Annotated in this window: 20 protein-coding genes and 1 pseudogene; 13 read left to right on the forward strand and 8 right to left on the reverse strand. The window is 39.5% G+C overall.

The genetic code is table 11. From position 1 onward, the window contains the following. The first annotated feature begins 105 nt into the window (after nucleotides 1-105). Both ASF86_RS01460 and ASF86_RS01465 read left to right on the forward strand, forming a co-directional pair. Nucleotides 106-1425 (forward strand): NCS2 family permease, encoded by a 1320-nt coding sequence (locus ASF86_RS01460; RefSeq protein ID WP_003652707.1) that lies wholly within the window; start codon nucleotides 106-108, stop codon nucleotides 1423-1425. 116 nt (nucleotides 1426-1541) lie between these two features. Beyond that, entirely contained in the window at nucleotides 1542-2540 is a 999-nt protein-coding gene (locus ASF86_RS01465) for an adenosine deaminase (protein WP_056478693.1), read from the forward strand. 43 nt (nucleotides 2541-2583) lie between these two features. On the opposite strand, the gene ASF86_RS01470 is transcribed toward ASF86_RS01465, so the two are convergent. After that, the gene (locus ASF86_RS01470) at nucleotides 2584-3141 is read right to left on the reverse strand and encodes a cytochrome b (protein WP_005041962.1); all 558 of its coding nucleotides are present in this window, start codon (nucleotides 3139-3141) and stop codon (nucleotides 2584-2586) included. Between the two features lie 238 nt (nucleotides 3142-3379). Between ASF86_RS01470 and ASF86_RS01475 the strand changes: the two genes are divergently transcribed. Both ASF86_RS01475 and rnhB read left to right on the forward strand, forming a co-directional pair. Beyond that, nucleotides 3380-3769, forward strand: coding sequence for a hypothetical protein (locus tag ASF86_RS01475; protein ID WP_005041960.1), 390 nt, complete (start codon nucleotides 3380-3382; stop codon nucleotides 3767-3769). Between the two features lie 70 nt (nucleotides 3770-3839). Further along, nucleotides 3840-4406: a ribonuclease HII gene (gene rnhB / locus ASF86_RS01480; RefSeq protein ID WP_056478699.1), complete on the forward strand. Its 567-nt coding sequence runs from the start codon at nucleotides 3840-3842 to the stop codon at nucleotides 4404-4406. A 67-nt stretch (nucleotides 4407-4473) separates the two neighbouring features. Here the strand turns inward: rnhB and csrA are convergent, their stop codons facing one another. From csrA to alaS, 3 genes are all read right to left on the reverse strand, one after another. Continuing rightward, entirely contained in the window at nucleotides 4474-4728 is a 255-nt protein-coding gene (gene csrA / locus ASF86_RS01485; protein ID WP_003652701.1) for a carbon storage regulator CsrA, read from the reverse strand. A 245-nt stretch (nucleotides 4729-4973) separates the two neighbouring features. Next, the gene (locus tag ASF86_RS01490) at nucleotides 4974-6254 is read right to left on the reverse strand and encodes an aspartate kinase (protein ID WP_003652700.1); all 1281 of its coding nucleotides are present in this window, start codon (nucleotides 6252-6254) and stop codon (nucleotides 4974-4976) included. A 65-nt stretch (nucleotides 6255-6319) separates the two neighbouring features. Then, nucleotides 6320-8956, reverse strand: a complete 2637-nt coding sequence (alaS, locus tag ASF86_RS01495) for an alanine--tRNA ligase (protein WP_056478702.1) — start codon at nucleotides 8954-8956, stop codon at nucleotides 6320-6322. A gap of 270 nt (nucleotides 8957-9226) precedes the next feature. On the opposite strand from alaS, the gene ASF86_RS01500 reads away from it, so the two are divergent. The 5 genes from ASF86_RS01500 (at nucleotide 9227) to ASF86_RS01520 (ending at nucleotide 14447) form a co-directional block, all read left to right on the forward strand. After that, a complete protein-coding gene (locus ASF86_RS01500; RefSeq protein ID WP_056478705.1) occupies nucleotides 9227-10246 on the forward strand; it encodes a type I glyceraldehyde-3-phosphate dehydrogenase in 1020 nt (339 codons plus the stop codon). Between the two features lie 316 nt (nucleotides 10247-10562). Next, entirely contained in the window at nucleotides 10563-11729 is a 1167-nt protein-coding gene (locus ASF86_RS01505) for an ATP phosphoribosyltransferase regulatory subunit (protein WP_056478708.1), read from the forward strand. A gap of 63 nt (nucleotides 11730-11792) precedes the next feature. Continuing rightward, nucleotides 11793-13112, forward strand: a complete 1320-nt coding sequence (locus ASF86_RS01510; protein ID WP_003652692.1) for an adenylosuccinate synthase — start codon at nucleotides 11793-11795, stop codon at nucleotides 13110-13112. A gap of 121 nt (nucleotides 13113-13233) precedes the next feature. Then, nucleotides 13234-13551, forward strand: a complete 318-nt coding sequence (locus tag ASF86_RS01515; protein WP_056478711.1) for a hypothetical protein — start codon at nucleotides 13234-13236, stop codon at nucleotides 13549-13551. A 116-nt stretch (nucleotides 13552-13667) separates the two neighbouring features. Next, entirely contained in the window at nucleotides 13668-14447 is a 780-nt protein-coding gene (locus ASF86_RS01520; protein ID WP_005041942.1) for a M48 family metallopeptidase, read from the forward strand. Between the two features lie 54 nt (nucleotides 14448-14501). On the opposite strand, the gene ASF86_RS01525 is transcribed toward ASF86_RS01520, so the two are convergent. Both ASF86_RS01525 and crp read right to left on the reverse strand, forming a co-directional pair. Continuing rightward, the gene (locus ASF86_RS01525; protein WP_056478713.1) at nucleotides 14502-15551 is read right to left on the reverse strand and encodes an NADP(H)-dependent aldo-keto reductase; all 1050 of its coding nucleotides are present in this window, start codon (nucleotides 15549-15551) and stop codon (nucleotides 14502-14504) included. Nucleotides 15552-15710: 159 nt separating this feature from the next. Beyond that, a complete protein-coding gene (crp, locus tag ASF86_RS01530) occupies nucleotides 15711-16418 on the reverse strand; it encodes a cAMP-activated global transcriptional regulator CRP (RefSeq protein WP_005041938.1) in 708 nt (235 codons plus the stop codon). Nucleotides 16419-16659: 241 nt separating this feature from the next. Here crp and ASF86_RS19915 point away from each other — a divergent pair. From ASF86_RS19915 to ASF86_RS01540, 3 genes and pseudogenes are all read left to right on the forward strand, one after another. Further along, nucleotides 16660-16722 (forward strand): annotated as a pseudogene (locus ASF86_RS19915) (hypothetical protein); the annotation flags it as partial. A gap of 135 nt (nucleotides 16723-16857) precedes the next feature. After that, nucleotides 16858-17280, forward strand: a complete 423-nt coding sequence (locus ASF86_RS01535) for an OsmC family protein (RefSeq protein WP_005041936.1) — start codon at nucleotides 16858-16860, stop codon at nucleotides 17278-17280. A 91-nt stretch (nucleotides 17281-17371) separates the two neighbouring features. Further along, entirely contained in the window at nucleotides 17372-17797 is a 426-nt protein-coding gene (locus ASF86_RS01540) for a GNAT family N-acetyltransferase (RefSeq protein WP_081407612.1), read from the forward strand. Here ASF86_RS01540 and ASF86_RS01545 read toward each other — a convergent pair. After that, nucleotides 17794-18603, reverse strand: coding sequence for a peptidoglycan DD-metalloendopeptidase family protein (locus ASF86_RS01545; RefSeq protein WP_056478719.1), 810 nt, complete (start codon nucleotides 18601-18603; stop codon nucleotides 17794-17796). The genes ASF86_RS01540 and ASF86_RS01545 overlap by 4 nt on opposite strands. Nucleotides 18604-18906: 303 nt before the next feature. Between ASF86_RS01545 and clpB the strand changes: the two genes are divergently transcribed. Next, complete coding sequence (clpB, locus tag ASF86_RS01550) at nucleotides 18907-21486, forward strand: ATP-dependent chaperone ClpB (protein WP_017389110.1); 2580 nt, start codon at nucleotides 18907-18909, stop codon at nucleotides 21484-21486. A 50-nt stretch (nucleotides 21487-21536) separates the two neighbouring features. On the opposite strand, the gene ASF86_RS01555 is transcribed toward clpB, so the two are convergent. Then, entirely contained in the window at nucleotides 21537-22031 is a 495-nt protein-coding gene (locus ASF86_RS01555; protein ID WP_056478721.1) for a CinA family protein, read from the reverse strand. Nucleotides 22032-22066 lie beyond the last annotated feature (35 nt).

The raw sequence follows: 22066 nt of genomic DNA on the forward strand, positions 1-22066 counted from the left end.
AAATTTGAGATTCTTGTTGATAGGCCTGAACAGAAAAACAATATTGTTCAGCGACCTAAATAGAAGTAAATATTCCACAGTTCAGATTTTGCATAGAGGCTACTTATGGCGGCGCCCAATTCTTCGGCAGGCTGGTTAGAGCGTTTATTTAAGTTAAGCGACAATAAAACCACTTTCCGGACTGAAGTTCTTGCTGGTGTAACTACATTTCTAACGATGTGTTACATCATTATTGTCAATCCACTCATTTTATCTGAAACCGGCATGGATCATGGCGCCGTATTTGTTGCGACCTGTTTGGCAGCAGCAATCGGCTGTTTAGTGATGGGGATCATTGCTAATTATCCAATCGCACTGGCCCCTGGTATGGGTCTAAATGCTTATTTTACCTATTCAGTTTGTATGGGTATGGGCGTGCCATGGCAAACAGCTTTAGCTGCTGTTTTTGTTTCAGGTCTTGTCTTCCTTGCAATTAGCTTCTTTAAAATTCGTGAAGCGATTGTAAATGCCATTCCAATGTCGCTGAAGTTTGCGATTGGTGGTGGTATTGGCTTATTCCTCGCACTTATTGCTTTAAAAAATGCTGGCATCATTGTTGATAATCAAGCGACATTAGTTGGCTTGGGTGATATCAAACAACCTACAGTATTATTAGCGTTATTTGGATTTTTAATGATTGTGGTTTTACACCAATTAAAAATCCGTGGCGCAATCATTATTAGTATTTTGGTTGTTACAGCAATTGCGACTGCCTTAGGTCTAAACGAGTTTAAGGGCGTAGTTGGTCAAATTCCTTCAATTGCACCAACCTTTATGCAAATGGACTTTAAAGGTCTATTTACTGCAAGTATGGTTGGCGTAATCTTCGTATTCTTTATTGTCGACTTGTTTGATAGTACGGGTACTTTGGTTGGCGTTTCACACCGTGCTGGTCTTTTGCAAGATGGTAAATTACCTCGTTTGAAAAAAGCATTATTTGCTGACTCTACTGCAATTGTTGCTGGTGCCGCATTAGGTACATCTTCAACTACGCCATATATTGAATCAGCTTCAGGTGTGGCAGCGGGTGGACGTACAGGCTTAACTGCTGTTGTCGTTGCAGTCTTATTTATTTGCTGTTTATTTTTAGCGCCTCTTGCTCAATCTGTACCAGGTTTTGCAACAGCGCCAGCTTTATTGTTCATTGGTGTGTTGATGATTCAAGGGATCACTCACATTGACTGGGATGATATTACAGAAGCTGTTCCTGCATTTTTGACTATTGTATTTATGCCATTTACCTATTCAATTGCTGATGGTATTGCAATGGGCTTTATCAGCTATGCATTAGTTAAATTATTCACAGGTAAGGCAAAAACTGTACCGTACATGGTATGGATTATTGCTGCACTATGGGTATTTAAATTTATCGCGTTTGGCGGTTAATATGATTTTTTATAATTTTCTTCTTGAGCTGTCTTAGTCATAGTTTTTAATAAGAAGAAAATTATAGAAGGGTGTGATTTTTACCACACCCTTTTTTCTTTAGACGTGGAGTTAATATGAATCAAGTCGAGCTGATTCGCGCCTTACCAAAAGCCGAATTGCATGTACATATTGAAGGGACATTTGAACCTGAATTAATGTTTGCAATTGCCCAGCGCAATCAGATTCAGATTCCTTACAAATCTGTTGAAGAAGTAAAGCAAGCTTATAACTTTCATAATCTTCAATCATTTTTAGATATTTACTATGCTGGTGCGAATGTTCTTGTACATGAACAGGACTTTTATGATTTAGCATGGGCTTATTTTGAGAAATGTGCCGAAGATCGTGTGGTTCATACAGAAATGTTCTTCGACCCGCAAACTCACACTGATCGTGGCGTTGCTTTCTCAACAGTGATGAACGGTTTAAAACGTGCTTGTGCTGATGCCAAAGCTAAGTTTGGTATCAGCTCTCAGCTTATTATGTGTTTCTTACGCCATTTAAGCGAAGAAGCAGCTTTTGAGACCTTAGAGCAGGCTTTACCATTTAAGCAAGACATTATTGCTGTAGGGCTTGATTCAAGTGAAGTGGGGCATCCGCCAGCTAAGTTTGAACGTGTTTTTGCTAAAGCGCGTGAAGAGGGCTTCTTGATCGTTGCTCACGCTGGTGAAGAAGGTCCTCCTGAATATGTATGGGAAGCTTTAGACTTGCTCAAAGTGAACCGTATTGACCATGGTGTGCGCTCTGAAGAAGACGAACAATTGATGGTGCGTTTAATTAATGAAAAAATGCCTCTAACGGTTTGTCCTTTAAGTAATTTAAAGCTATGCGTTGTAAAGGATATGAAAGATCATAATATCCGTCGTTTGCTACAAAAAGACGTACACGTGACTGTAAACTCAGATGATCCATCATATTTCGGTGGATATATGAATGATAACTTCTTTGCAATTCAGCAAGCTTTAGACCTAACAAATGATGAGTTGAAAAAACTCGCAATCAACTCTTTTGAAGCCTCTTTCATTTCAGATGAAGAAAAACAAAAGTGGATTGCAGAAATCAAAAAAATCTAAATAAAAAAACCGCCTATCTCAGGCGGTTTTTTTATACATACAATTACTTTGGTTGTTTGGTCATACTATTTAAAATATTGTCTTTATCAACAAAGTGATGTTTTAAAGCAGCAAGTACATGTCCAACAATAAGAAAGCCTGCAAACCAAGAAATATAAATATGTAATGGTTTAACGACAGCTAAAAGCTCTGGGTTATCTTGTACTAAACGCGGAATTTCAAATAAATATAAAACAGGGGCAGGGTGACCGGCACTCCAGCTAAATAAACAACCAGTGACAGGTAACGCCACCAAAATCACATAAAGGAATAGATGACCAATATGTGCCAGTGTTTTCATGGTTGGTGACATCGTATCTGGTAATTTTGGAGCTGGATGTGTATAGCGCCATAAAATACGGATAATCACCAAAAAGATAATGGTTGTCGCAATATTCTTGTGCAACGTAATGACATCACCTTTAAAGGGGCCATCAACGTCATAACTTAAAAAATTTCCACTATAGAAGCCAATAGCCCACGCTGCGATGAAAATGATTGCCATCACCCAATGCAGGACTTGTGCGGTACGGGTGTAATACTGAGATGAAACAGCAGGCATAAAAGACCCTATTTTTTTGTCGTTTTGATTTTTAATTTTATGGGAAAGCGCTGATTTTGAGAAATGTTTTAAATGTAACAGAGCGTGCTAAAAACAGAACGTTTAAGAAAAAATACATTTGTTGAGCTGAGTTTTGCAGGGGAAAATAGATTGCATAAATGCATCAAATTATTTGTTTCTTATAAAGTTGAGTTTAGGCACAATACGCGCTGCCAACGTTCAATCAAAGGAAAAAATGATGAAAAAATTGATGCTCGCTCTAGCGCCAGTTGTTTTAGCTTTAACAGCGTGTGCAACGACTACAGGTACGGGTACAGGCGCTACTTCTGCACAAACTACAACTCAACAGTTGGGTGTTGCTGCATTAAAAGTTGCTGTAAATGCAAAATGTATTACAGAGATTAATAATGTTTCAGCTTGGAAAACAGCAACGAAATATATGACTGCTGACCAACGTGACAGCATTCAAACCAATGTTTGTGGTTGTGTGAGTGAAAAAGCACCAAATAGTGTGACAGCAGTAGAATTGGCTGCGGCTGCATTTGATGTAAATGCACGTGCTACAATTGTAAACCAAGTGGTTTCAAAAACTGTAAATGAGTGTGTGGCAGAAGCTTTACAAAAGTAATTAATGATTTTTGTATTAAAGAAGGCTGATTACTATTGATCAGCCTCTTTTGTTTAAAGGTAGAGAGTTGATGTTTATTGCTGGTGTAGATGAGGCGGGACGAGGACCTTTGGTAGGTTCTGTTGTGGCAGCGGCTGTTATTTTAGATCCGAATAATCCAATTGTGGGATTAAATGATTCTAAAAAATTAACTGAAAAGAAACGTGAAAAGTTGTTTATTGAAATACAAGAAAAAGCCTTAGCTTGGTCAATTGCAGAAGCAACGCACAGTGAAATTGATGAATTAAATATTTTACAAGCGACTTTTTTGGCTATGCAACGTGCAGTTGATGGTTTGAAAACTCAACCACAAAAAGTGATTGTAGATGGTAATCAAATTCCAAAAGGAATCATTATTCCTTGTGAAGCGATTGTTGGGGGAGATGCGAGCCATGCTGAGATCAGTGCAGCGAGTATTCTGGCAAAAGTTACGCGTGATCGACAAATGCAAGAATTAGATCAACAATATCCATTATTTGGTTTTGCCAAACATAAAGGATATCCAACTAAAGCGCATTTTGAAGCGATTGCAGCGCATGGTGTAATTGATCAGCACCGCCGTAGTTACGCACCTGTTAAACGTGCTCTAGGCTTATAAATACAACTTCCTAAAAAATTTAAAGCGACTATAAAGTCGCTTTAATTAGGGAGAGAATAACTTCATGTTAACGATTGAAGTTTTTCTGTGCAAAATTATCATCTTCAAAAGAAACTTGATAATCTTGATCAAGATGTTGAAGGTGTTCATGCATTGCACGTTCATGTTGAATACGTTGATAAATTTCTTCGCGATGAACAGAAACCTCTTTTGGTGCATTCACACCAATACGAACCTGATTTCCTTTGACGCCAAGCACAGTAACACTGACTTGATCCCCAATCATTAATGTTTCCCCGACACGGCGGGTCAGAATCAGCATGTTTATCTCCTTGCTAAACGCTTAAAACTGCAATATTGGTACCCAAATAAAAGCTCAACCTCAGTTTTCAGTCAGATTCTAACAGAAATATGAGAACAAAGTCATATTTTGATAATCACTGCCAAAAAACTTTCCGTTTAATATAACAGAGCCGCTATAAAAAAAACTATAGCGGCTCTGTGTTTTCTTTAATTATTGTCGGACAAGTAAACATTTTTTAATGAATAATTGACCGATTGGTAAAATTAAGCGCGGGCGCTGCTTTCACCATGTTCACGATCTAAACCAAAAGCGGTGTGTAGACAACGAACAGCAAGTTCTAAGTATTTCTCATCAATAATGACAGAAACTTTAATTTCAGATGTTGAAATCATAAGGATATTAATGCCTTCATCAGCAAGGGCAGTGAACATCTTGCTCGCTACACCTGCATGTGAACGCATACCTACACCCACGATAGACACTTTAACAATGTCATCACGTGTTGAAACTTCACGTGCACCAATATTTTTGGCAGTTTCGTTTAAGATTTTTTCAGCTTTAGCTAAATCAACACGGTTTACAGTGAAAGTGAAATCTGTTGTGCCATCTTCTTCAACATTTTGCACTATCATATCGACTTCGATATTGGCATCACTTACTGGTGATAAAATTTTAGAAGCAATACCTGGTTCATCAGGTACACCTAAAATCGTTAATTTTGCTTCGTCACGGTTAAAAGCAATACCTGCAATAATTGGCTGTTCCATATTATCTTCCGCCTCAGTAGTAATGAGTGTACCTACATTTTCTTTAAATTCATCGTCAAACACGCCGTCGTTATCATTATCAAAACTTGATAATACACGCAAAGGAACTTGATATTTTCCGGCAAATTCTACTGAGCGAATTTGTAAAACTTTTGAACCTAATGAAGCCATTTCTAGCATTTCTTCAAAAGAAATACGGTCGATTTTTTTGGCTTTAGGAGCAACACGAGGGTCAGTGGTGTAAACGCCATCTACATCAGTGTAAATTTGGCATTCATCTGCTTTTAGAGCAGCAGCAAGCGCAACACCTGAAGTATCTGAACCACCACGGCCTAGAGTTGTGATATTTCCATTAGCATCAAAGCCTTGGAAACCAGCAACAACAATAACACGCCCTGCATCAAGGTCATTGGTCATGACATCTGTATCAATAGACTCAATACGCGCCTTGGTAAATGCACTGTCAGTTTTAATACCGACTTGACGTCCGGTATAGGATTTAGCTTCCACACCAATCGAATTAAGTGCCATAGCTAACATGGAAATCGTCACCTGTTCACCGGTTGAAACCATTTGGTCTAACTCGCGTGGGTCAGGTGTTTCGGTAATGGCTTTAGCGAGAGCAAGTAAGCGGTTTGTTTCACCACTCATTGCAGATACGACCACAACAACTTTGTGACCGTGATCATGCCAACGCTTAACACGACGAGCAACATTTAAAATGCGCTCGGGGGTACCCATAGAAGTACCGCCATATTTTTGAACGATTAATGCCATAGTTTTTCCATATAAGCCATGACCCTGAGAGGCTTTTCAGGGTCAGTTACACAAAAAGTGAAGTCTTATTTTTGTTCAAGCCATGCAGGTAATGCAGCAATAACTTGTCCAAACTTCTCGTTAAGTGGCGCGCCACCTTGTGCTAAGTCAGGTTTACCACCACCTTTACCACCTAACTCAGTTGCTAGATGTTTGATGATGTCACCTGCTTTTAGATTTGCAGTGTATTGTGATGCAACTGAAGCAAGCAGGCTAACTTTGTCACCCTCTACGCCAGCTAACACAATGACTGCGTTCTCTAATTTTGATTTAACACTGTCGTGCAAGTTGCGAAGTGATTTCGCATCTACACCTTGAACAGTGGTAATAAGTGTTTGACGACCAGCAATCGTTTGTACCTGATCAATCAATTCTGACGCTTGGAAGCTTGCCAATTTCTGATTGAGCTGTTCAATCTGCTTTTGTAATGCAGAAACCAATTCAACATTGGCTTGTACACGCTCAACAGTTTGGTCTTTCTGTGCTTTTAATAAGCCATTAATGTGCTGGATATCTGAGTCGGTTTTTTGTACTACATCTAAAGCTTTAGTACCTGTAACTGCTTCAATACGGCGTACACCAGCAGCCACACCACCTTCAGAAGTGATTTTAAATAAACCAATATCGCCTGTACGTTTAACGTGAATACCACCACAAAGTTCGATTGAGAAGTTTTTCTCATCAATCACTGAACCCATAGCAAGAACACGAACTTCGTTACCATATTTTTCACCGAACAACATCATGGCACCTTTGGCTTTTGCCGCTTCGATGTCAAGTAGTTCAGTTGTTACTGCGGTATTTGCAATAATTTCTGCATTTACCAAACGCTCAACCTGTTGTAACTGTTCAAAAGTTACCGGTTGGTCATTAGCAAAGTCAAAACGTAAGATATCACTTGCAACTAAAGAACCTTTTTGTTGTACGTGTGAACCTAAGATTTGACGTAGAGCAGCATGTAATAGGTGAGTCGCCGAGTGGTTACGAGCTGTTGCATCACGAATATCCGCTTTAACAATCGCTTCAACGTCTTGATCGGCTTTAAGATTACCAACGGTCACAATACCTTGATGAACAAAGGCACCACCTGACTTCTTAGTATCTTGAACTTCAAAAATACCAGTTTCGTTTTTGAAGATACCTGTGTCACCAATTTGACCACCACTTTCTGCATAGAAAGGAGTCTGGTTTAAAACGATAAGTGCTTCATCGCCTTCAGAAACTTCATCAACTTGTACGCCATCTTTGTAGATCGCTACAATTTGGCCTTGACCGGTTGTGTTGATGTAACCGTCAAATTGGGTTTCGCCTTCAACTTGTACAATGCTGTTGTAATCAACTGCGAATTTACCAGCATCACGAGCACGTTGACGCTGAGCAGCCATTTCTACTTCAAAGCCAGCTTCGTCAATAATAAAGTCACGTTCACGTGCAATATCAGCAGTTAAGTCTGTTGGGAAACCGTAAGTGTCGTAAAGTTTAAATACAGTCGCACCAGGAATCGTCTTATCTTTTAATTGAGCAAGCTCGCCTTCAAGTAGTTTTAAGCCTTGCTCAAGTGTTTTAGCAAACTGTTCTTCTTCACGAATTAAAGTTGCTTCAATTACATCTTTGCGTGCTACAAGTTCTGGATATGCATCACCCATAACTTCGATTAAAGGTTGCAACATTTTGTAGAAGAACGTACCAGTTGCACCAAGTTTATTACCATGACGCACAGCGCGGCGGATAATACGACGTAATACATAACCGCGGCCTTCGTTGCTTGGGTTTACACCATCAGCAATTAAGAAACAGCATGAGCGCGCATGGTCTGCAACTACACGTAAAGAAGGCTGACCTTCGTCTTCGATACCAATAATGTTTGCAGCAGCTTTTAATAAGTGTTGGAACAAGTCAATGTCGTAGTTTGAATTAACATGTTGCAATACAGCTGAGATACGTTCCAAGCCCATACCTGTATCAACAGATGGAGCAGGGAGAGGGTGAAGTACACCATCAGCAGTTCGGTTGAACTGCATGAAAACGTTGTTCCAGATTTCGATGAAACGGTCGCCATCTTCTTCTGGAGAGCCTGGTAAGCCACCCCAAATATGATCGCCATGGTCAAAGAAAATTTCAGAACAAGGACCACATGGACCTGTGTCACCCATTGCCCAGAAGTTATCAGATGCGTATTTTTCGCCTTTATTATCACCAATACGGATAATACGTTCAGGCGCTAAACCAATTTCTTTATTCCAGATATCATAAGCTTCATCATCGGTGTGATAAACGGTCGCATATAAACGGTCTTTAGGGAGAGCTAACCATTCATCGCTAGTCAAAAATTCCCAAGCGAATTTAAGTGCATCACGTTTGAAATAATCACCAAATGAGAAATTACCTAACATTTCAAAGAATGTATGGTGACGAGCAGTGTAACCAACGTTATCTAAGTCATTGTGTTTACCACCAGCACGTACACATTTTTGTGATGTGGTTGCACGTACATAGTCACGTTTTTCAAGACCTAAGAAGCAGTCTTTAAACTGGTTCATCCCAGCATTTGTAAATAATAAAGTTGGGTCGTTGGCAGGAACAAGAGAACTCGACGCGACACGTGTATGCCCTTGCGTCTCAAAGTAGCGCAAAAATGCTTCACGAATTTCAGCAGATGTCATTAAACGAGTACTCACAACCAAGTCACTCCATATTTTCGAATTTGGCTAAATGTACCAATGCATGTTTGTTTTATGTCAAACCTGAGCATTTGATACGGGGCTTATTTTTTAAAAACGCTAAATTGTAGCGGAAAAACCCCACCGAACCAACGATTTTAAAAGGAATATCTTACAAAACTGTGATTTGGCTAAAAATCTATATTCAATTGGGCGTGACGTGCTTTACTATATGCCTTCTTTAGCCTTTAGTTTTGTAGATAAGGATAGGTCATGCAACGTATCGCCATTAATGGGTTTGGGCGGATTGGACGTAATGTTTTACGTGCTTGGTTTGAGAGCTCAAAACAATTTCAATTTGAAATCGTGGCGATTAACGATATAGCAGATGTACAAACATTAGTGCACTTATTTAAATATGATTCCACACATGGCCGTTTTAATGGAAATGTGGAAATATTTATTGAAAATGAAAAAGTTTTTTTGAACATTCAATCAAATCAAAGAACGCTAAAAGTTGAAGTTTTAAAACAGGAAAAACCTGAGCTTTTGCCATGGTCTAGTTTAGATATTGATGTCGTACTTGAGTGTACTGGACTGTTCCGTTCCCACGCTGATGCAACCCGCCATCTACAAGCTGGAGCAAAAAGGGTAATTATTGGTGCAGCACCTTTTGATCATGTAGATGCAGCAATTGTCTATGGTGTTAACCATGCAGATGTGAAAGCGACTGATCAGATCATATCAAGTGTGTCATGTACTACGCAGGCATTAGTACCCTTAGTTAAAATCATTGATGATGCGTTTGGCATTGAAACAGCGCTCATGACAGAAATTCATGCTGTTACAGCAGACCAGTCTGTGCTTGATCACGCGCATCGTGATTTGCGTCGTGCCAGAGCTTCTGGGCAAAATATTATACCAACTACGTCTAGTGCATTAGGTGCATTAAAACGTGTTATGCCAAAAATGGAAGACCGTATAGATGGTTATTCAATTCGGGTGCCGACTATTAATGTGGCTGCAATTGACTTAACTTTTATCGCTCAATCACCAATTACTGTGCATCATATTAATGAAGTATTGATTAAAGCTTCTCAAACAGATTATGCAGAAATTATGGCTGTTACTGATGAACCATTAGTTTCAAGTGATTTCAACCATTCACCTTATTCGCTGATTGTTGATTTAACCCAGACAATGGTGGTGGGGCATCAAGCTAAAGTATTTGCTTGGTACGATAATGAATGGGGCTATGCAAATCGATTATTAGATTTGTGTGATTCTTTCTAAACGTCAATTGAAATAATTTAAGAAAGCTATTCAAAAGTTAAATTTGGTGAATTGGAAACAAGGTAATAGTTCAGTTATTGGCCCTTTCTTTGGTCGAAGAACTTTTGATTATAATTTAAGTGAGTGATAGTAAGATATTGAATCCACTTGCTAATTCATAAAAACTTCTTTTTGACTTCATAGTTTATTCAGAAAGATTTATGCAAATTGTCAGGTGCATGGCAGAAAGTATCATGCTACACTAAGAGAAATCGGGTGTGTTCCCGATTTTTTTATGTGGGGTCGTTCCACGTTGATCAGATTTTAGGCTTGAAATATGACCATTTCAGAGACATGGTTGCTGCCTGACGGGGTAGCCGATGTATTGCCGGAACAGGCACAAGTCATTGAAAAACTTCGCCGTGAAGCTTTAGATTTCCTCGCGGTACGAGGTTATCAATTGGTATATACACCATTTATCGAATACATCGAATCGTTGTCTTCATTATCAGAATCAAATCAAGACTTAGATTTAGTAACTTTTAAGGTTATTGATCAGCTCTCAGGCCGTTTACTCGGTGTTCGTGCTGATATGACGCCACAAGTTGCACGTATTGATGCACATGTAAGACCAGTTGAAGGCGTTGCACGTTACTGTTATTCAGGGACTGTATTACATACTAAACCACAAAATTTCAATGCCACTCGTGCACCTTTACAATTAGGTGCAGAGTTATATGGCCATGACAGTATCGAAGCTGATGTCGAAATGGTCGATGTTATGCTGGGGTTGATTGAGAACATCTATACTTTGCAAGGCGCGCATTTAGATTTGGGCCATGTAGGGTTGTTCCGTAGTCTAGTCAAGTATGCTGGACTGTCAAAAAATGAAGAGCATGAACTGTCTGATCTTTATCAAAGAAAAGCATTGCCAGAGTTAGCAGAATTTACTCAAAGCCTGAATATGGGTTCTGATTTCTATGCGCTTGGCCGTTATTCTAGTGATCTAGAAGCATTGCAGACGAATTTAAGTACCAATATTTTGCAAGATGCGGAATTTAAGTCAGCATTAGATGCACTTAAGACGACGCTCGAGCAAATTAAAGGGCGCTGGCCAAATCTTAATATCGGTATCGATGTTGTAGAGCTACGTAGTTATCACTATCACACTGGTTTAATGTACGCAGTATATGCGCCGAACCGTGCTGCGCCGTTAGCGCAGGGTGGCCGTTACGATGGTATTGGTGAGCATTTTGGTCGCGCACGTCCTGCTACTGGCTTTAGTTGTGATTTATATGCCTTAGGCGCAAATCAGTTCGCAGAGATCGAAACTGTTGTTGCTCCAAAAGGCTCAGAACAAGATTTACTTTCAGCAATTTCGAATGCACGCGCTCAAGGTTTACGTGTCGTTCAATTGTTAGGTAATGATGATTTAAGTTCTATTCCATACGCGACCCATCAACTCGTGGCGCAAAATGGTCAATGGAATATTGAAAAGATTTAAACGCCAACGGTAATTTTTTACTGGTGGTTTCCAATTTTAACAGCATGATGTAATGAGGCTATTATGGGCAAAAATGTTGTGGTACTTGGTACCCAATGGGGCGACGAAGGTAAAGGTAAAATCGTCGACCTGCTCACAGATCAGGCGGCTGCGGTAGTACGTTATCAAGGCGGACATAACGCAGGTCATACTCTTGTCGTAGGTGGTAAAAAAACTGTATTGCACCTCATTCCATCAGGTATTTTACGTGAAAACGTATTGTGCTTAATTGGTAATGGTGTCGTACTTTCACCAGCCGCGTTAATTGAAGAAATGGGAATTTTGGAAGCAGAAGGAGTTCCTGTTAAAGAACGCCTACGTATTTCTCCAAACTGTCCACTCATTTTGCCTAACCACATTGCACTTGATCAGGCACGTGAAAAGAAACGTGGTAATGCTAAAATCGGTACTACAGGTCGTGGTATTGGTCCTGCATACGAAGATAAAGTGGCTCGCCGTGCAGTGCGTGTTGCTGACCTTGTTCGTGGTGGTGCAGCATTAGAAGAAAAACTGTCTGAGATGCTTGAGTTACATAACTTCCAGTTAACTCAGTTCTACGGCGTAGAAGCTGTTAAATTTGAAGATGTATTGGCTCTTTGCAATCAATGGCGTGAAGTTCTTGCTCCATTAGTGGTTGATGTGACTAAAGTGTTGCATGACTATCGCAAAGAAGGTAAGGCTGTAATGTTTGAAGGAGCTCAAGGCTCACTTCTAGATATTGACCACGGTACTTACCCATATGTTACAAGTTCAAATACAACTGCTGGTGGCGTAAGCTCTGGTTCAGGTATGGGACCTTTACATCTTGATTATGTATTAGGTATTACCAAGGCTTATACAACACGTGTAGGTGCTGGCCCATTCCCAACTGAATTGGTTTACGATGCAGCAGCTGATGCTGGTGATCCAGTTGGTAAACACTTGGGTACAGTCGGTCATGAGTTTGGTGCTTCTACTGGTCGTCAACGTCGTTGTGGTTGGTTTGATGCTGAAATCCTTCGCCGTTCTGTAGATGTAAACTCACTTTCTGGTATTTGCTTAACTAAACTTGACGTTTTAGATGGTTTAGAAGAAGTGAAAATCTGTGTGGGCTATGAAAATACAGATTCAGGCTGTGTAGGTTCTTCTGATGCGGTTTCTTTTGAATGCTTGAAACCAATCTACGAAACTATGCCTGGTTGGAGTGAGTCGACTGTGGGTTTAACTAGTATCGACCAATTACCAGCAAATGCTTTGGCTTATGTGAAGCGCATTGAACAGTTAATCGAATGTCCGATTGATATCGTTTCAACTGGTCCAGACCGTGCAGAAACAATTGTTTTACGTCATCCATTCTCTGCTTAATTAGCAAAGATTAAAAAAGCCTCCTGAAAGGGGGCTTTTTTATACCCGACTAAAGTGCAGTTTTTGTTTGATTCGATTCAGATTAAAACGTTATATATCGATAAGGAATGATGGGCTCAGGATGAAGCTGCAACCAACTATTTCAAAAACAATTTTTTATTCTTTTTTATTTGCTATTGGTGGCTCTCCAACATTAGCGATGTTGGTCATTTATGGACAAGCATATCATGAAGATTTCTTCATGACTGCTTTTATGAGCTTGTCAGTATTGTTCGCATGCGTGTTAATTCCTGTGGTATTCATACAAAATAGTTATTTACTCTGGAAAAGAGAAAGTCCTAATCTTGAAGAGAAAGTTAAGACCTTAAGTCATATCTATCTTGGCTTAAATGTAATATGTTTGATTTTCTGGATTTATTTGATGACTTTATCTACTTGATCGTTACATAAATACTATGATCATGAAGAAATGAGACATTCAAAGCATACGCGGGATTTCTTATAATAAGTGCAAAAGAATAAACAGCTTTTCTAACGATTTAGGTGATCCAATTGATGAATAAAAGACTTTTTTTAAGCTTATGTGCTGCGAGTGTTGTAACAATTTCTGGTTGTACAACAGTAGCTGACATGGCAGGCGCAGATACAGCGACTTTAAATGCTCAATCTGCTCAAGGTTTTAATAAAATGGTGCAGGAAGCACGTGGTAAGGGTGCGCTAGATACTAGTTCTAGTACATATAACCGCATTAATTCTGTATTCAACCGTTTGAAACCGTATGCGAACCAGATGAACCAGACAGGTCAGCCATTTAGCTGGCAGTTGGCAGTGTTGAAGTCTGACACGATTAATGCCTATGTAGCACCAGGCGGTAAAGTTGTGTTCTATACCGGTATTGTCAATAAATTGAACCTGACTGATGCTGAAATTGCAGCAGTTATGGGGCATGAAATGACTCACGCTTTAGAAGAGCATGCAAAAAGTAAAATTGGCGCTCAGGCTCTAACTGATTTAGCTCTTGGTATTGGTCTAAGCTATGCTGGTAATAATGTCGGCCAACTTGGTACTGCTGCGGCTCAGTTGGGTTCACAAGTGGGTGTAGGCTTACCATATTCTCGTAGCTTGGAAAGTCGTGCTGACCAAGGTGGTTTAATGCTAATGGCGCGTGCAGGTTATAACCCAAATGCTGCGATTACACTGTGGGAAAAAATGAACAAGCTTGAAGGTGGTGGTGGTTCATCTTTCTTGTCTACTCACCCATCTAACTCTCAGCGTATTGGCGAAATGCGTAAAAACTTGCCTGCAGCAATGGCAGTTTATAATAGTCGTAAATAAGATATAAATTTTTTATAGATAAAGAAAACGGATGCTTAAGCATCCGTTTTTTATTTAAGGTGCAGGGTTGGGCTGTTGAGTGTGAATGGCTTCAATACCTTGTAAAACTTCAGTAGATAATTCAATTTCAAATGCCTGAATATTTTCTTTAAGTTGGTCTAGATTCGTGGCGCCAATAATTGTGCTGGTCACAAAGAATTGTTGTTTGATAAATGCTAATGCCATTTGGGTTAAGCTGAGTCCATGTTTCTCTGCTAGCTGTGCATATTGCTCAGTTGCCCATTCGCTTTGAGGATTGCTGTAGCGGCTAAAACGCGGAAATAATGTGACACGGGCATTAGCCGGACGTGCGCCATTTCTAAACTTGCCAGAAAGATAACCAAAAGCAAGAGGAGAGTATGCCAGTAAACCAACATCTTCATATTTAGCAATTTCAGACATACCTAGTTCATAAGTACGGTTGAGGAGGCTATATGGATTTTGAACGCTTACGAATTTACTTACACCTAATTTTTCAGCCAAATGTAAAAACTTCATCGTGCCCCATGGAGTTTCATTTGATAAGCCAATATAGCGAATGCGTCCGCGGTTAATCTCTTCTTGTAGAGCAAGTAATGTTTCTTCTAGAGGTGTTGTGTCGTAATCATTTTGAGCTTGCTGGTTGCCATAAGCTAGCGTACCAAAGAAGTTGGTATGACGTTCAGGCCAATGGAGTTGATAAAGGTCAATATAGTCGGTTTGGAGACGTTTGAGTGAACCATCCAGGGCTTTCGCAATATGATCGCTGTTGAAGCGCGTATGGCCTTCTCGGATGTGTGTTCCGCCAAATCCAGGTCCAGCAATTTTAGAGGCGAGAAAGACTTTGTCACGTTGACCATTTTGGGCAAACCAATTGCCAATGATCGTTTCTGTTGCACCGTAAGTTTCAGGTTTTGGCGGAACCGAATACATCTCTGCCGTATCCCAAAAATATAAATCGTGTGCCAACGCATAATTGAGTTGTTGAAATGCTTCTTGCTGGGAGTTTTGCTCACCAAATGTCATGGTGCCTAAACAAATTTCTGGAAGCTTGAGGCCTGTGCGACTAAGTGGGTTAAATTGCATACAGCGGAATCCTTGGAAATTTTGAGTTAGCCTAACTGAGAATATGTATTCAACTTAAATCATAAAATTAGAATAGTTTGTAAGTTTTGTGTATTAACTCATTGTTGCATATAAAAAAAGCAAACCGAAGTTTGCTTTTGATTAAAAATTTAATAAATATTATTCGTCATCATCATAGTCGTCATCAGAAACAGGCGCATCTTCTAATGAAACATCAAAAATAAGAATAGCTTTACCATCTGTTTGGATCATGCCTTGATCTTCTAAAGTTTTGAGTACACGGCCAACCATTTCACGTGAACAACCCACAATACGGCCAATTTCTTGACGAGTAATACGAATTTGACGACCGTTTGGCAAAATCATTGCTTCTGGCTGTGAAGATAGGTCGATTAAACAACGTGCAATACGGCCAGACACATCGATAAATGCAAGATCTGTCATCTTACGGGTCGTATTTTTTAGACGGCGAACGAGCTGTGCAAAAACAGCATAACTTAAGTCTGGATATTGTTTGCTAAGTTCGTGGAAGTTGTCATAAGAAATTTCTGCAATTTCACAGACATCACGAGTACGAACTTCAGCTGTACGTTGAGGGTTCGGTTCGAAAAGCCCCATTTCCCCAAAGAAGTCGCCCGGATTCAAATACGCAACAACAATTTCACGTTCATCATCTTCGCGTAAAATAATTGAAACTGAGCCTTTTAAAATTAAATATAAAGATTTCGACTCTGTTCCGGCATCAACAATTGTGGTTCGTTTTGGATATCTGTTGATGTGAGCACGTTTTAACAATGCTTTAACGGATTCAGGTAGTTGCCCCGGGGATAAAGCATCTGTGCTGAGTTGTGAAAAATTTGAAGTCATGCTTAATATGTTCCGAATAGGGTAAACAATTCACACAAGCCCGAGATGAGCTATTACACAGAAGAGATGAAATTCCTTATCAACTCATTTTATGTTAGTGTACAAAACAAGGGTCTGTTGACATTTCACAGATGGTTGCGACATAAGACAATTCTTTTAGACGTTACCAAGCAAGAGCTATGAAATTTAGCCATTCTAAATAAATAGATCTTAACAACGGAACGTACAAAATAACATAGTCTTGCGCTATGCCTGCGCTGCTTAAATGGCAACTCAGATTATGGCTGAAATTTCACAAACTATATAACAAAACTGGACAAAGGATTGCCATTGTCTGGGTTTTGCGTCTTATTTGGATTAATTTTTAGCTCTAACGCAATCCATAGATGAAATGTCAACAGACCCTGCTTAAATTTATAATTTTTTTTAGGTAGTTGCAATGCAAACAAGTGTACATTGGCTAGAGAATGTTGCTTTTGAAGCGAAATCAGATAGTGGGCATAGTGTCATCATGGACGGCTCACCTGAGTATGGTGGTGAAAACCGTGGTCCACGTCCTATGGAGTTGCTATTAATGGGACTTGGTGGGTGTGCTTCGTTTGATATTGTGACCATTTTAAAGAAATCTCGTCAAGATGTGACGAATGTTGTATGTAATTTAAAAGCTGAGCGCGCGGACACAATTCCCGCTGTTTTCACTAAAATCCATTTGCATTTTGTGGTAACGGGTAAAGCTGTAAAAGAAAAACAGGTTGCAAAAGCGGTTGAATTATCTGCCGAAAAATATTGTTCAGCGAGTAAAATGCTTTCTGATGGTGGTGTTGAAATTACCCATGACTTCGAAATTATTGAAGCTGAATAAGGTGTTTTTTTGATAGATAAAAAAAGAAGCTGACATTAGAGTTGGCTTTTTTATTGTCAAAAATAACTAAAAAATAAGAGGATAAATGAAAGTGAATATTCGTACTGCTAAATGGGAAGATACTCAGGCCATATGCGATTTACTTAAACAGATGGGGTACCCACAACCACTCGCTCTTATCCAGGAAAAATTTGAAATATTGCATAGCGATCTTAAAGCAGAAATTTTGGTTGCTGAAGAGGAAGATAAAGTGTGTGGTTTTTTATCCCTTTATTTTATTCCACAAATCGCCTTGAAAGGTGACTTTGCCAAAGTATGCTATTTATGTGTTGATGAAAATATACGAAGTAAAGGTATTGGACATTTACTTTTGCAGCAGGCTGAGCAATTGGCAAGACAACGTGGTTGTGATCGAATGGAACTGCATTCGGGCGAACAGCGAACATTGGCGCATCAATTTTACTTACGAGAAGGGTATATCGATGCGCCAAAATATTTCCGAAAAAAACTAAATTAGCGCGTTTTGTCTAAGAATAACTGAGGGTCTACTCGTGCATTATTAAGGCTCATGCCCCAATGCAAGTGCGGACCTGTCACACGTCCAGTTTTACCCACTAAACCTAAAGTTTCTCCTTGGTGAATATGTTGGCCTTTCTCTACTTTAATTGCACTTAAATGGCAAAACATACTAATTAAGCCTTGCCCGTGATCAATCAATACAGTTTGACCATTAAAAAAATAAGATCCAGTTTGGATTACAACACCATCTGCTGGTGCAACTACTTTTTGTCCCACTGGTGCAGGGATATCTAAACCTGAGTGGGGGGCGCGCTCTTCGCCATTAAAGAAGCGTTTTCGCCCAAAAGAGTTGCTGAATTTCCCCGAAGTGGGGCGTATAAATTTTGGCAACGCTTGCCATGAGCTCTGTGTAAATGAGTTATACACATCATTTTGTTCTTTAGCTTCTTGAGCATAACGGTCTAACTGACTTTGGTTGGGGTTCACATAGTCTTGGTTAGTAACTTTAATCCGTTGCTCAGCGTAAGGATAGGATTTAATTTCTATTTGAATTGGCGCTTTATTCGTATCAAGCTGTACAGTACCAAGAGGTGTAGATAAAGGGATCCCGAACACAGCATAACGCTGGTGACCTTCTTGACTGATTAAAACTGGTTTTTGCTGGAAGTTGACCTGAGTAATATCAGCGGTTAAAGGAATAACCGCAATTCCACCTGCTCTTCTAGAATCTTGTGGCAGCTCGGCCATTGCCAGAGTAGCTGTAAAAAGACAGGTTGTTGTTAATATAATTTGTTTGAAAAGCATAGCAAATATCAAAATTAATGAATGATTAGAAATATAGACTAAATCTTAATTGTAGAGTTCTCAATGAAGTCACTGTGAATACTATAAGTTTAAAAAGAATAGCTCATCTCAAGTTTAAAGATATTTTATAAAATATAGCAGAAGTGTACTTGAAATATACAATAAACAAACCCATATTATAATGGAGTCTTACTCATTGTTATTTTAATAACATTATGAAAAATATATAAAAATTTATTTGAAATCCGAAAAAGTGTTCCCATTTATTATGCAAGTACAAATTTGTTGTGAGGAATAACAAGAATGCGTTTTGAAAAATTTACAAACCGCTTGCAGCAAGCCCTTTCAGATGCTCAATCTTTAGCGATGGGTAAAGACCATACCGCGATCGCAGGTATTCATATTTTGTCTACCCTATTAGAAGAGCCATCAAATATTAGTTTGTTGCAGCAAGCAGGTGCACGGTTACCTGAACTTAAACAAAAGCTTGAGCAAGCTATAAAAGATGCTCCGACCATTGCGAATCCGACTGGAGATGTCAATTTAAACCCTGAAGCCGTTAAAGCGCTTAATCTGGCAGATAGATATGCGCAAAAAGCAGGCGATGAATTTTTGTCAACTGACTGGGTTCTATTAGGCCTAGCAGAGACAGGTGAAACTAAAAATATTTTAAGTGCCGTAGGTGTAACTCCAGACAGCTTACGTAAAGTTATTGAACATATTCGAGGTAGTGACAAAGTCATGAGTAATAATCACGAAGATCAACGTGACTCACTTAATAAATATACGATTGATTTAACTGAACGTGCTTTAGCGGGAAAACTTGATCCGGTTATTGGGCGTGATGATGAAATTCGTCGTACTATTCAGGTCTTATCACGTCGTACAAAAAACAACCCTGTACTCATTGGTGAGCCGGGTGTTGGTAAAACCGCTATTGTTGAAGGTTTGGCGCAGCGTATTGTAAATGGTGAAGTACCAGAAGGCTTAAAAAGCAAACGAGTTTTATCATTAGATTTAGGTTCATTACTGGCTGGTGCTAAATATCGTGGCGAGTTTGAAGAACGTTTAAAAGCTGTTTTAAAAGATTTGGCTAAACACGAAGGCGAAATCATCCTGTTTATTGACGAGCTACATACGCTTGTAGGCGCAGGTAAGGGTGATGGCGCAATGGATGCAGGGAACATGTTAAAACCTGCATTGGCGCGCGGTGAGTTGCGCTGTGTGGGCGCAACAACCTTAGATGAGTATCGCCAATATATTGAAAAAGATGCAGCTTTAGAACGTCGCTTCCAAAAAGTACTGGTTGATGAGCCAAGCGTTGAAGATACTATTGCGATTTTACGTGGTCTAAAAGAGAAATATGCCACTCACCATGGCGTACAGATTTTAGACTCAGCAATTATTGCTGCTGCAAAAATGTCTCATCGCTATATTACAGATCGTCAATTACCAGACAAAGCAATTGACTTGATTGATGAAGCTGCTTCTCGTATTAAGATGGAAATTGACTCTAAACCAGAAGCGCTTGATAAGCTCGACCGCCGTTTAATCCAGTTGAAAATGCAATTGGAAGCTGTAAAAAAAGATGAAGATGTAGGCAGTAAAGCCGAAGTCGCTCATCTTGAAAAACAGATTGCTGAAGTCGAGAAAGAATACAATGATCTTGAAGAAATCTGGAAATCTGAGAAGACTCTTGTAGAAGGCACTAAACAAGCTCAGGTTGAACTTGATAAAGCGCGTATTGCTTTTGAAAAGGCTCAGCGTGAGGGTGATTTAGCTGAAGCAGCACGTTTACAGTATGGTGTAATTCCAGAGCTTCAAAAACAACTTGAGCAAGATGAAGTTGCAGAAGAGAACGAAGAGCCAAAACTTATTCGTACTAAAGTAACTGAAAATGAAATTGCTGAAGTCGTGAGTGCTGCAACAGGAATTCCAGTTGCTAAAATGCTGCAAGGCGAGCGTGAAAAACTACTCAATATGGAAGGTTTTTTACATGACCGCGTTGTAGGGCAAGATGAAGCCGTTGTTGCTGTATCGAATGCGGTTCGTCGTTCGCGTGCAGGGTTGTCTGATCCGAATCGTCCAAGTGGTTCATTCTTATTCTTGGGTCCAACAGGTGTTGGTAAAACCGAGTTAACAAAAGCACTGGCGAATTTCTTGTTTGACAGTGATGACGCCATGATTCGTATCGACATGAGTGAATTCATGGAGAAACATTCGGTTAGCCGTTTGGTGGGTGCACCTCCGGGTTATGTGGGTTATGAAGAAGGCGGTGTTTTAACGGAAGCTGTTCGCCGTAAACCATATAGTGTGGTGTTGTTTGATGAGGTTGAAAAAGCGCATCCAGATGTATTCAATATCTTGCTACAAGTATTGGATGACGGACGCTTAACAGACTCACAAGGCCGAGTAGTCGACTTTAAAAACACGGTTATTGTGATGACTTCGAATTTAGGTTCACAAGATGTACGTGAGCTAGGTGAGGGAGCAACAGACGATGAAGTGCGTACTATTGTAATGAATGCGGTAAGTCAGCATTTCCGTCCGGAATTTATTAACCGGATTGATGAGCTTGTGATTTTCCATTCACTCAAGAAAGCACAAATTCGAGGCATTGCCGATATTCAGTTGGATCGATTACGTTCACGTCTTGTTGATCGTGATATGAGTTTAACTGTAGATGATACTGCTTTTGATTTATTGATTGATGCTGGTTTCGACCCTGTATATGGCGCGCGCCCATTAAAACGTGCGATTCAACAACAGATTGAAAACACATTAGCTCAAAAAATCTTGTCGGGTGATTTTGTCGCAGGTGATACCATTTTAGTTAAAGGTGAAAATGGGCACTTAGTCTTCGATAAAATGAAACTCAGCTAAGCTTTTTCTGCTAAAACCGAAAAGAGAATATGGAAACATATTCTCTTTTTTTATGGTGAGGCTGTTTGTGTTGTTGATGTGAGTAAAGCAATTAAGGCATCTGAAATTTTCTGAGTTAATGTTTTTAATTTTTGTTCAGGGTGGCCAGATAAAAAATAATGGTAATGATAAATACGGTCTTGGTAATAAATACACATAAAAAAAGTACCTACAGGTTTTTCTGCGGTTTCACTTCCTCCAGATTTTAATAGGCCAGTACAACTTACAATAAGATCGGCTTGTGGAAATAACGTTTGGCCTAGCTTGCACATTTCTTCTGTGACTTGTGGTGACTCAGCTGTGTAAGTCTCTATTAACTTTGGATCGATATTTAAGATACTAACTTTAATGCTGGGGTCATAACTCACTAAACCACCGAGTAAAATGTCTGCACCACTATTTTTATGAATGGAAAATTGACTAGTTAGATAACCCGAACTGGCACTTTCAATAAAGGCAATTTTAAGTTGACGAGTTTCTAATATTTGGCAGCAGTGCTGAAGCATTATTTTCACCTCGGATGGTGTTTATTTATAAATAA

Source organism: Acinetobacter sp. Leaf130, from assembly GCF_001423205.1.
Lineage (GTDB): Bacteria > Pseudomonadota > Gammaproteobacteria > Pseudomonadales > Moraxellaceae > Acinetobacter > Acinetobacter calcoaceticus.

Excerpts from the sequence above, each read along its gene's own strand:
- ASF86_RS01555 (WP_056478721.1), bottom strand. The coding sequence starts at position 22,031 with ATGCTTCAGCACTGCTGCCAAATATTAGAAACTCGTCAACTTAAAATT.
- rnhB (WP_056478699.1), top strand. The coding sequence starts at position 3,840 with ATGTTTATTGCTGGTGTAGATGAGGCGGGACGAGGACCTTTGGTAGGT.
- ASF86_RS01470 (WP_005041962.1), bottom strand. The coding sequence starts at position 3,141 with ATGCCTGCTGTTTCATCTCAGTATTACACCCGTACCGCACAAGTCCTG.
- ASF86_RS01535 (WP_005041936.1), top strand. The coding sequence starts at position 16,858 with ATGCAAACAAGTGTACATTGGCTAGAGAATGTTGCTTTTGAAGCGAAA.
- ASF86_RS01505 (WP_056478708.1), top strand. The coding sequence starts at position 10,563 with ATGACCATTTCAGAGACATGGTTGCTGCCTGACGGGGTAGCCGATGTA.
- ASF86_RS01475 (WP_005041960.1), top strand. The coding sequence starts at position 3,380 with ATGAAAAAATTGATGCTCGCTCTAGCGCCAGTTGTTTTAGCTTTAACA.
- ASF86_RS01490 (WP_003652700.1), bottom strand. The coding sequence starts at position 6,254 with ATGGCATTAATCGTTCAAAAATATGGCGGTACTTCTATGGGTACCCCC.
- ASF86_RS01500 (WP_056478705.1), top strand. The coding sequence starts at position 9,227 with ATGCAACGTATCGCCATTAATGGGTTTGGGCGGATTGGACGTAATGTT.
- csrA (WP_003652701.1), bottom strand. The coding sequence starts at position 4,728 with ATGCTGATTCTGACCCGCCGTGTCGGGGAAACATTAATGATTGGGGAT.
- ASF86_RS01465 (WP_056478693.1), top strand. The coding sequence starts at position 1,542 with ATGAATCAAGTCGAGCTGATTCGCGCCTTACCAAAAGCCGAATTGCAT.
- ASF86_RS01520 (WP_005041942.1), top strand. The coding sequence starts at position 13,668 with ATGAATAAAAGACTTTTTTTAAGCTTATGTGCTGCGAGTGTTGTAACA.
- clpB (WP_017389110.1), top strand. The coding sequence starts at position 18,907 with ATGCGTTTTGAAAAATTTACAAACCGCTTGCAGCAAGCCCTTTCAGAT.
- alaS (WP_056478702.1), bottom strand. The coding sequence starts at position 8,956 with ATGACATCTGCTGAAATTCGTGAAGCATTTTTGCGCTACTTTGAGACG.
- ASF86_RS01510 (WP_003652692.1), top strand. The coding sequence starts at position 11,793 with ATGGGCAAAAATGTTGTGGTACTTGGTACCCAATGGGGCGACGAAGGT.
- crp (WP_005041938.1), bottom strand. The coding sequence starts at position 16,418 with ATGACTTCAAATTTTTCACAACTCAGCACAGATGCTTTATCCCCGGGG.
- ASF86_RS01515 (WP_056478711.1), top strand. The coding sequence starts at position 13,234 with ATGAAGCTGCAACCAACTATTTCAAAAACAATTTTTTATTCTTTTTTA.
- ASF86_RS01460 (WP_003652707.1), top strand. The coding sequence starts at position 106 with ATGGCGGCGCCCAATTCTTCGGCAGGCTGGTTAGAGCGTTTATTTAAG.
- ASF86_RS01525 (WP_056478713.1), bottom strand. The coding sequence starts at position 15,551 with ATGCAATTTAACCCACTTAGTCGCACAGGCCTCAAGCTTCCAGAAATT.
- ASF86_RS01545 (WP_056478719.1), bottom strand. The coding sequence starts at position 18,603 with ATGCTTTTCAAACAAATTATATTAACAACAACCTGTCTTTTTACAGCT.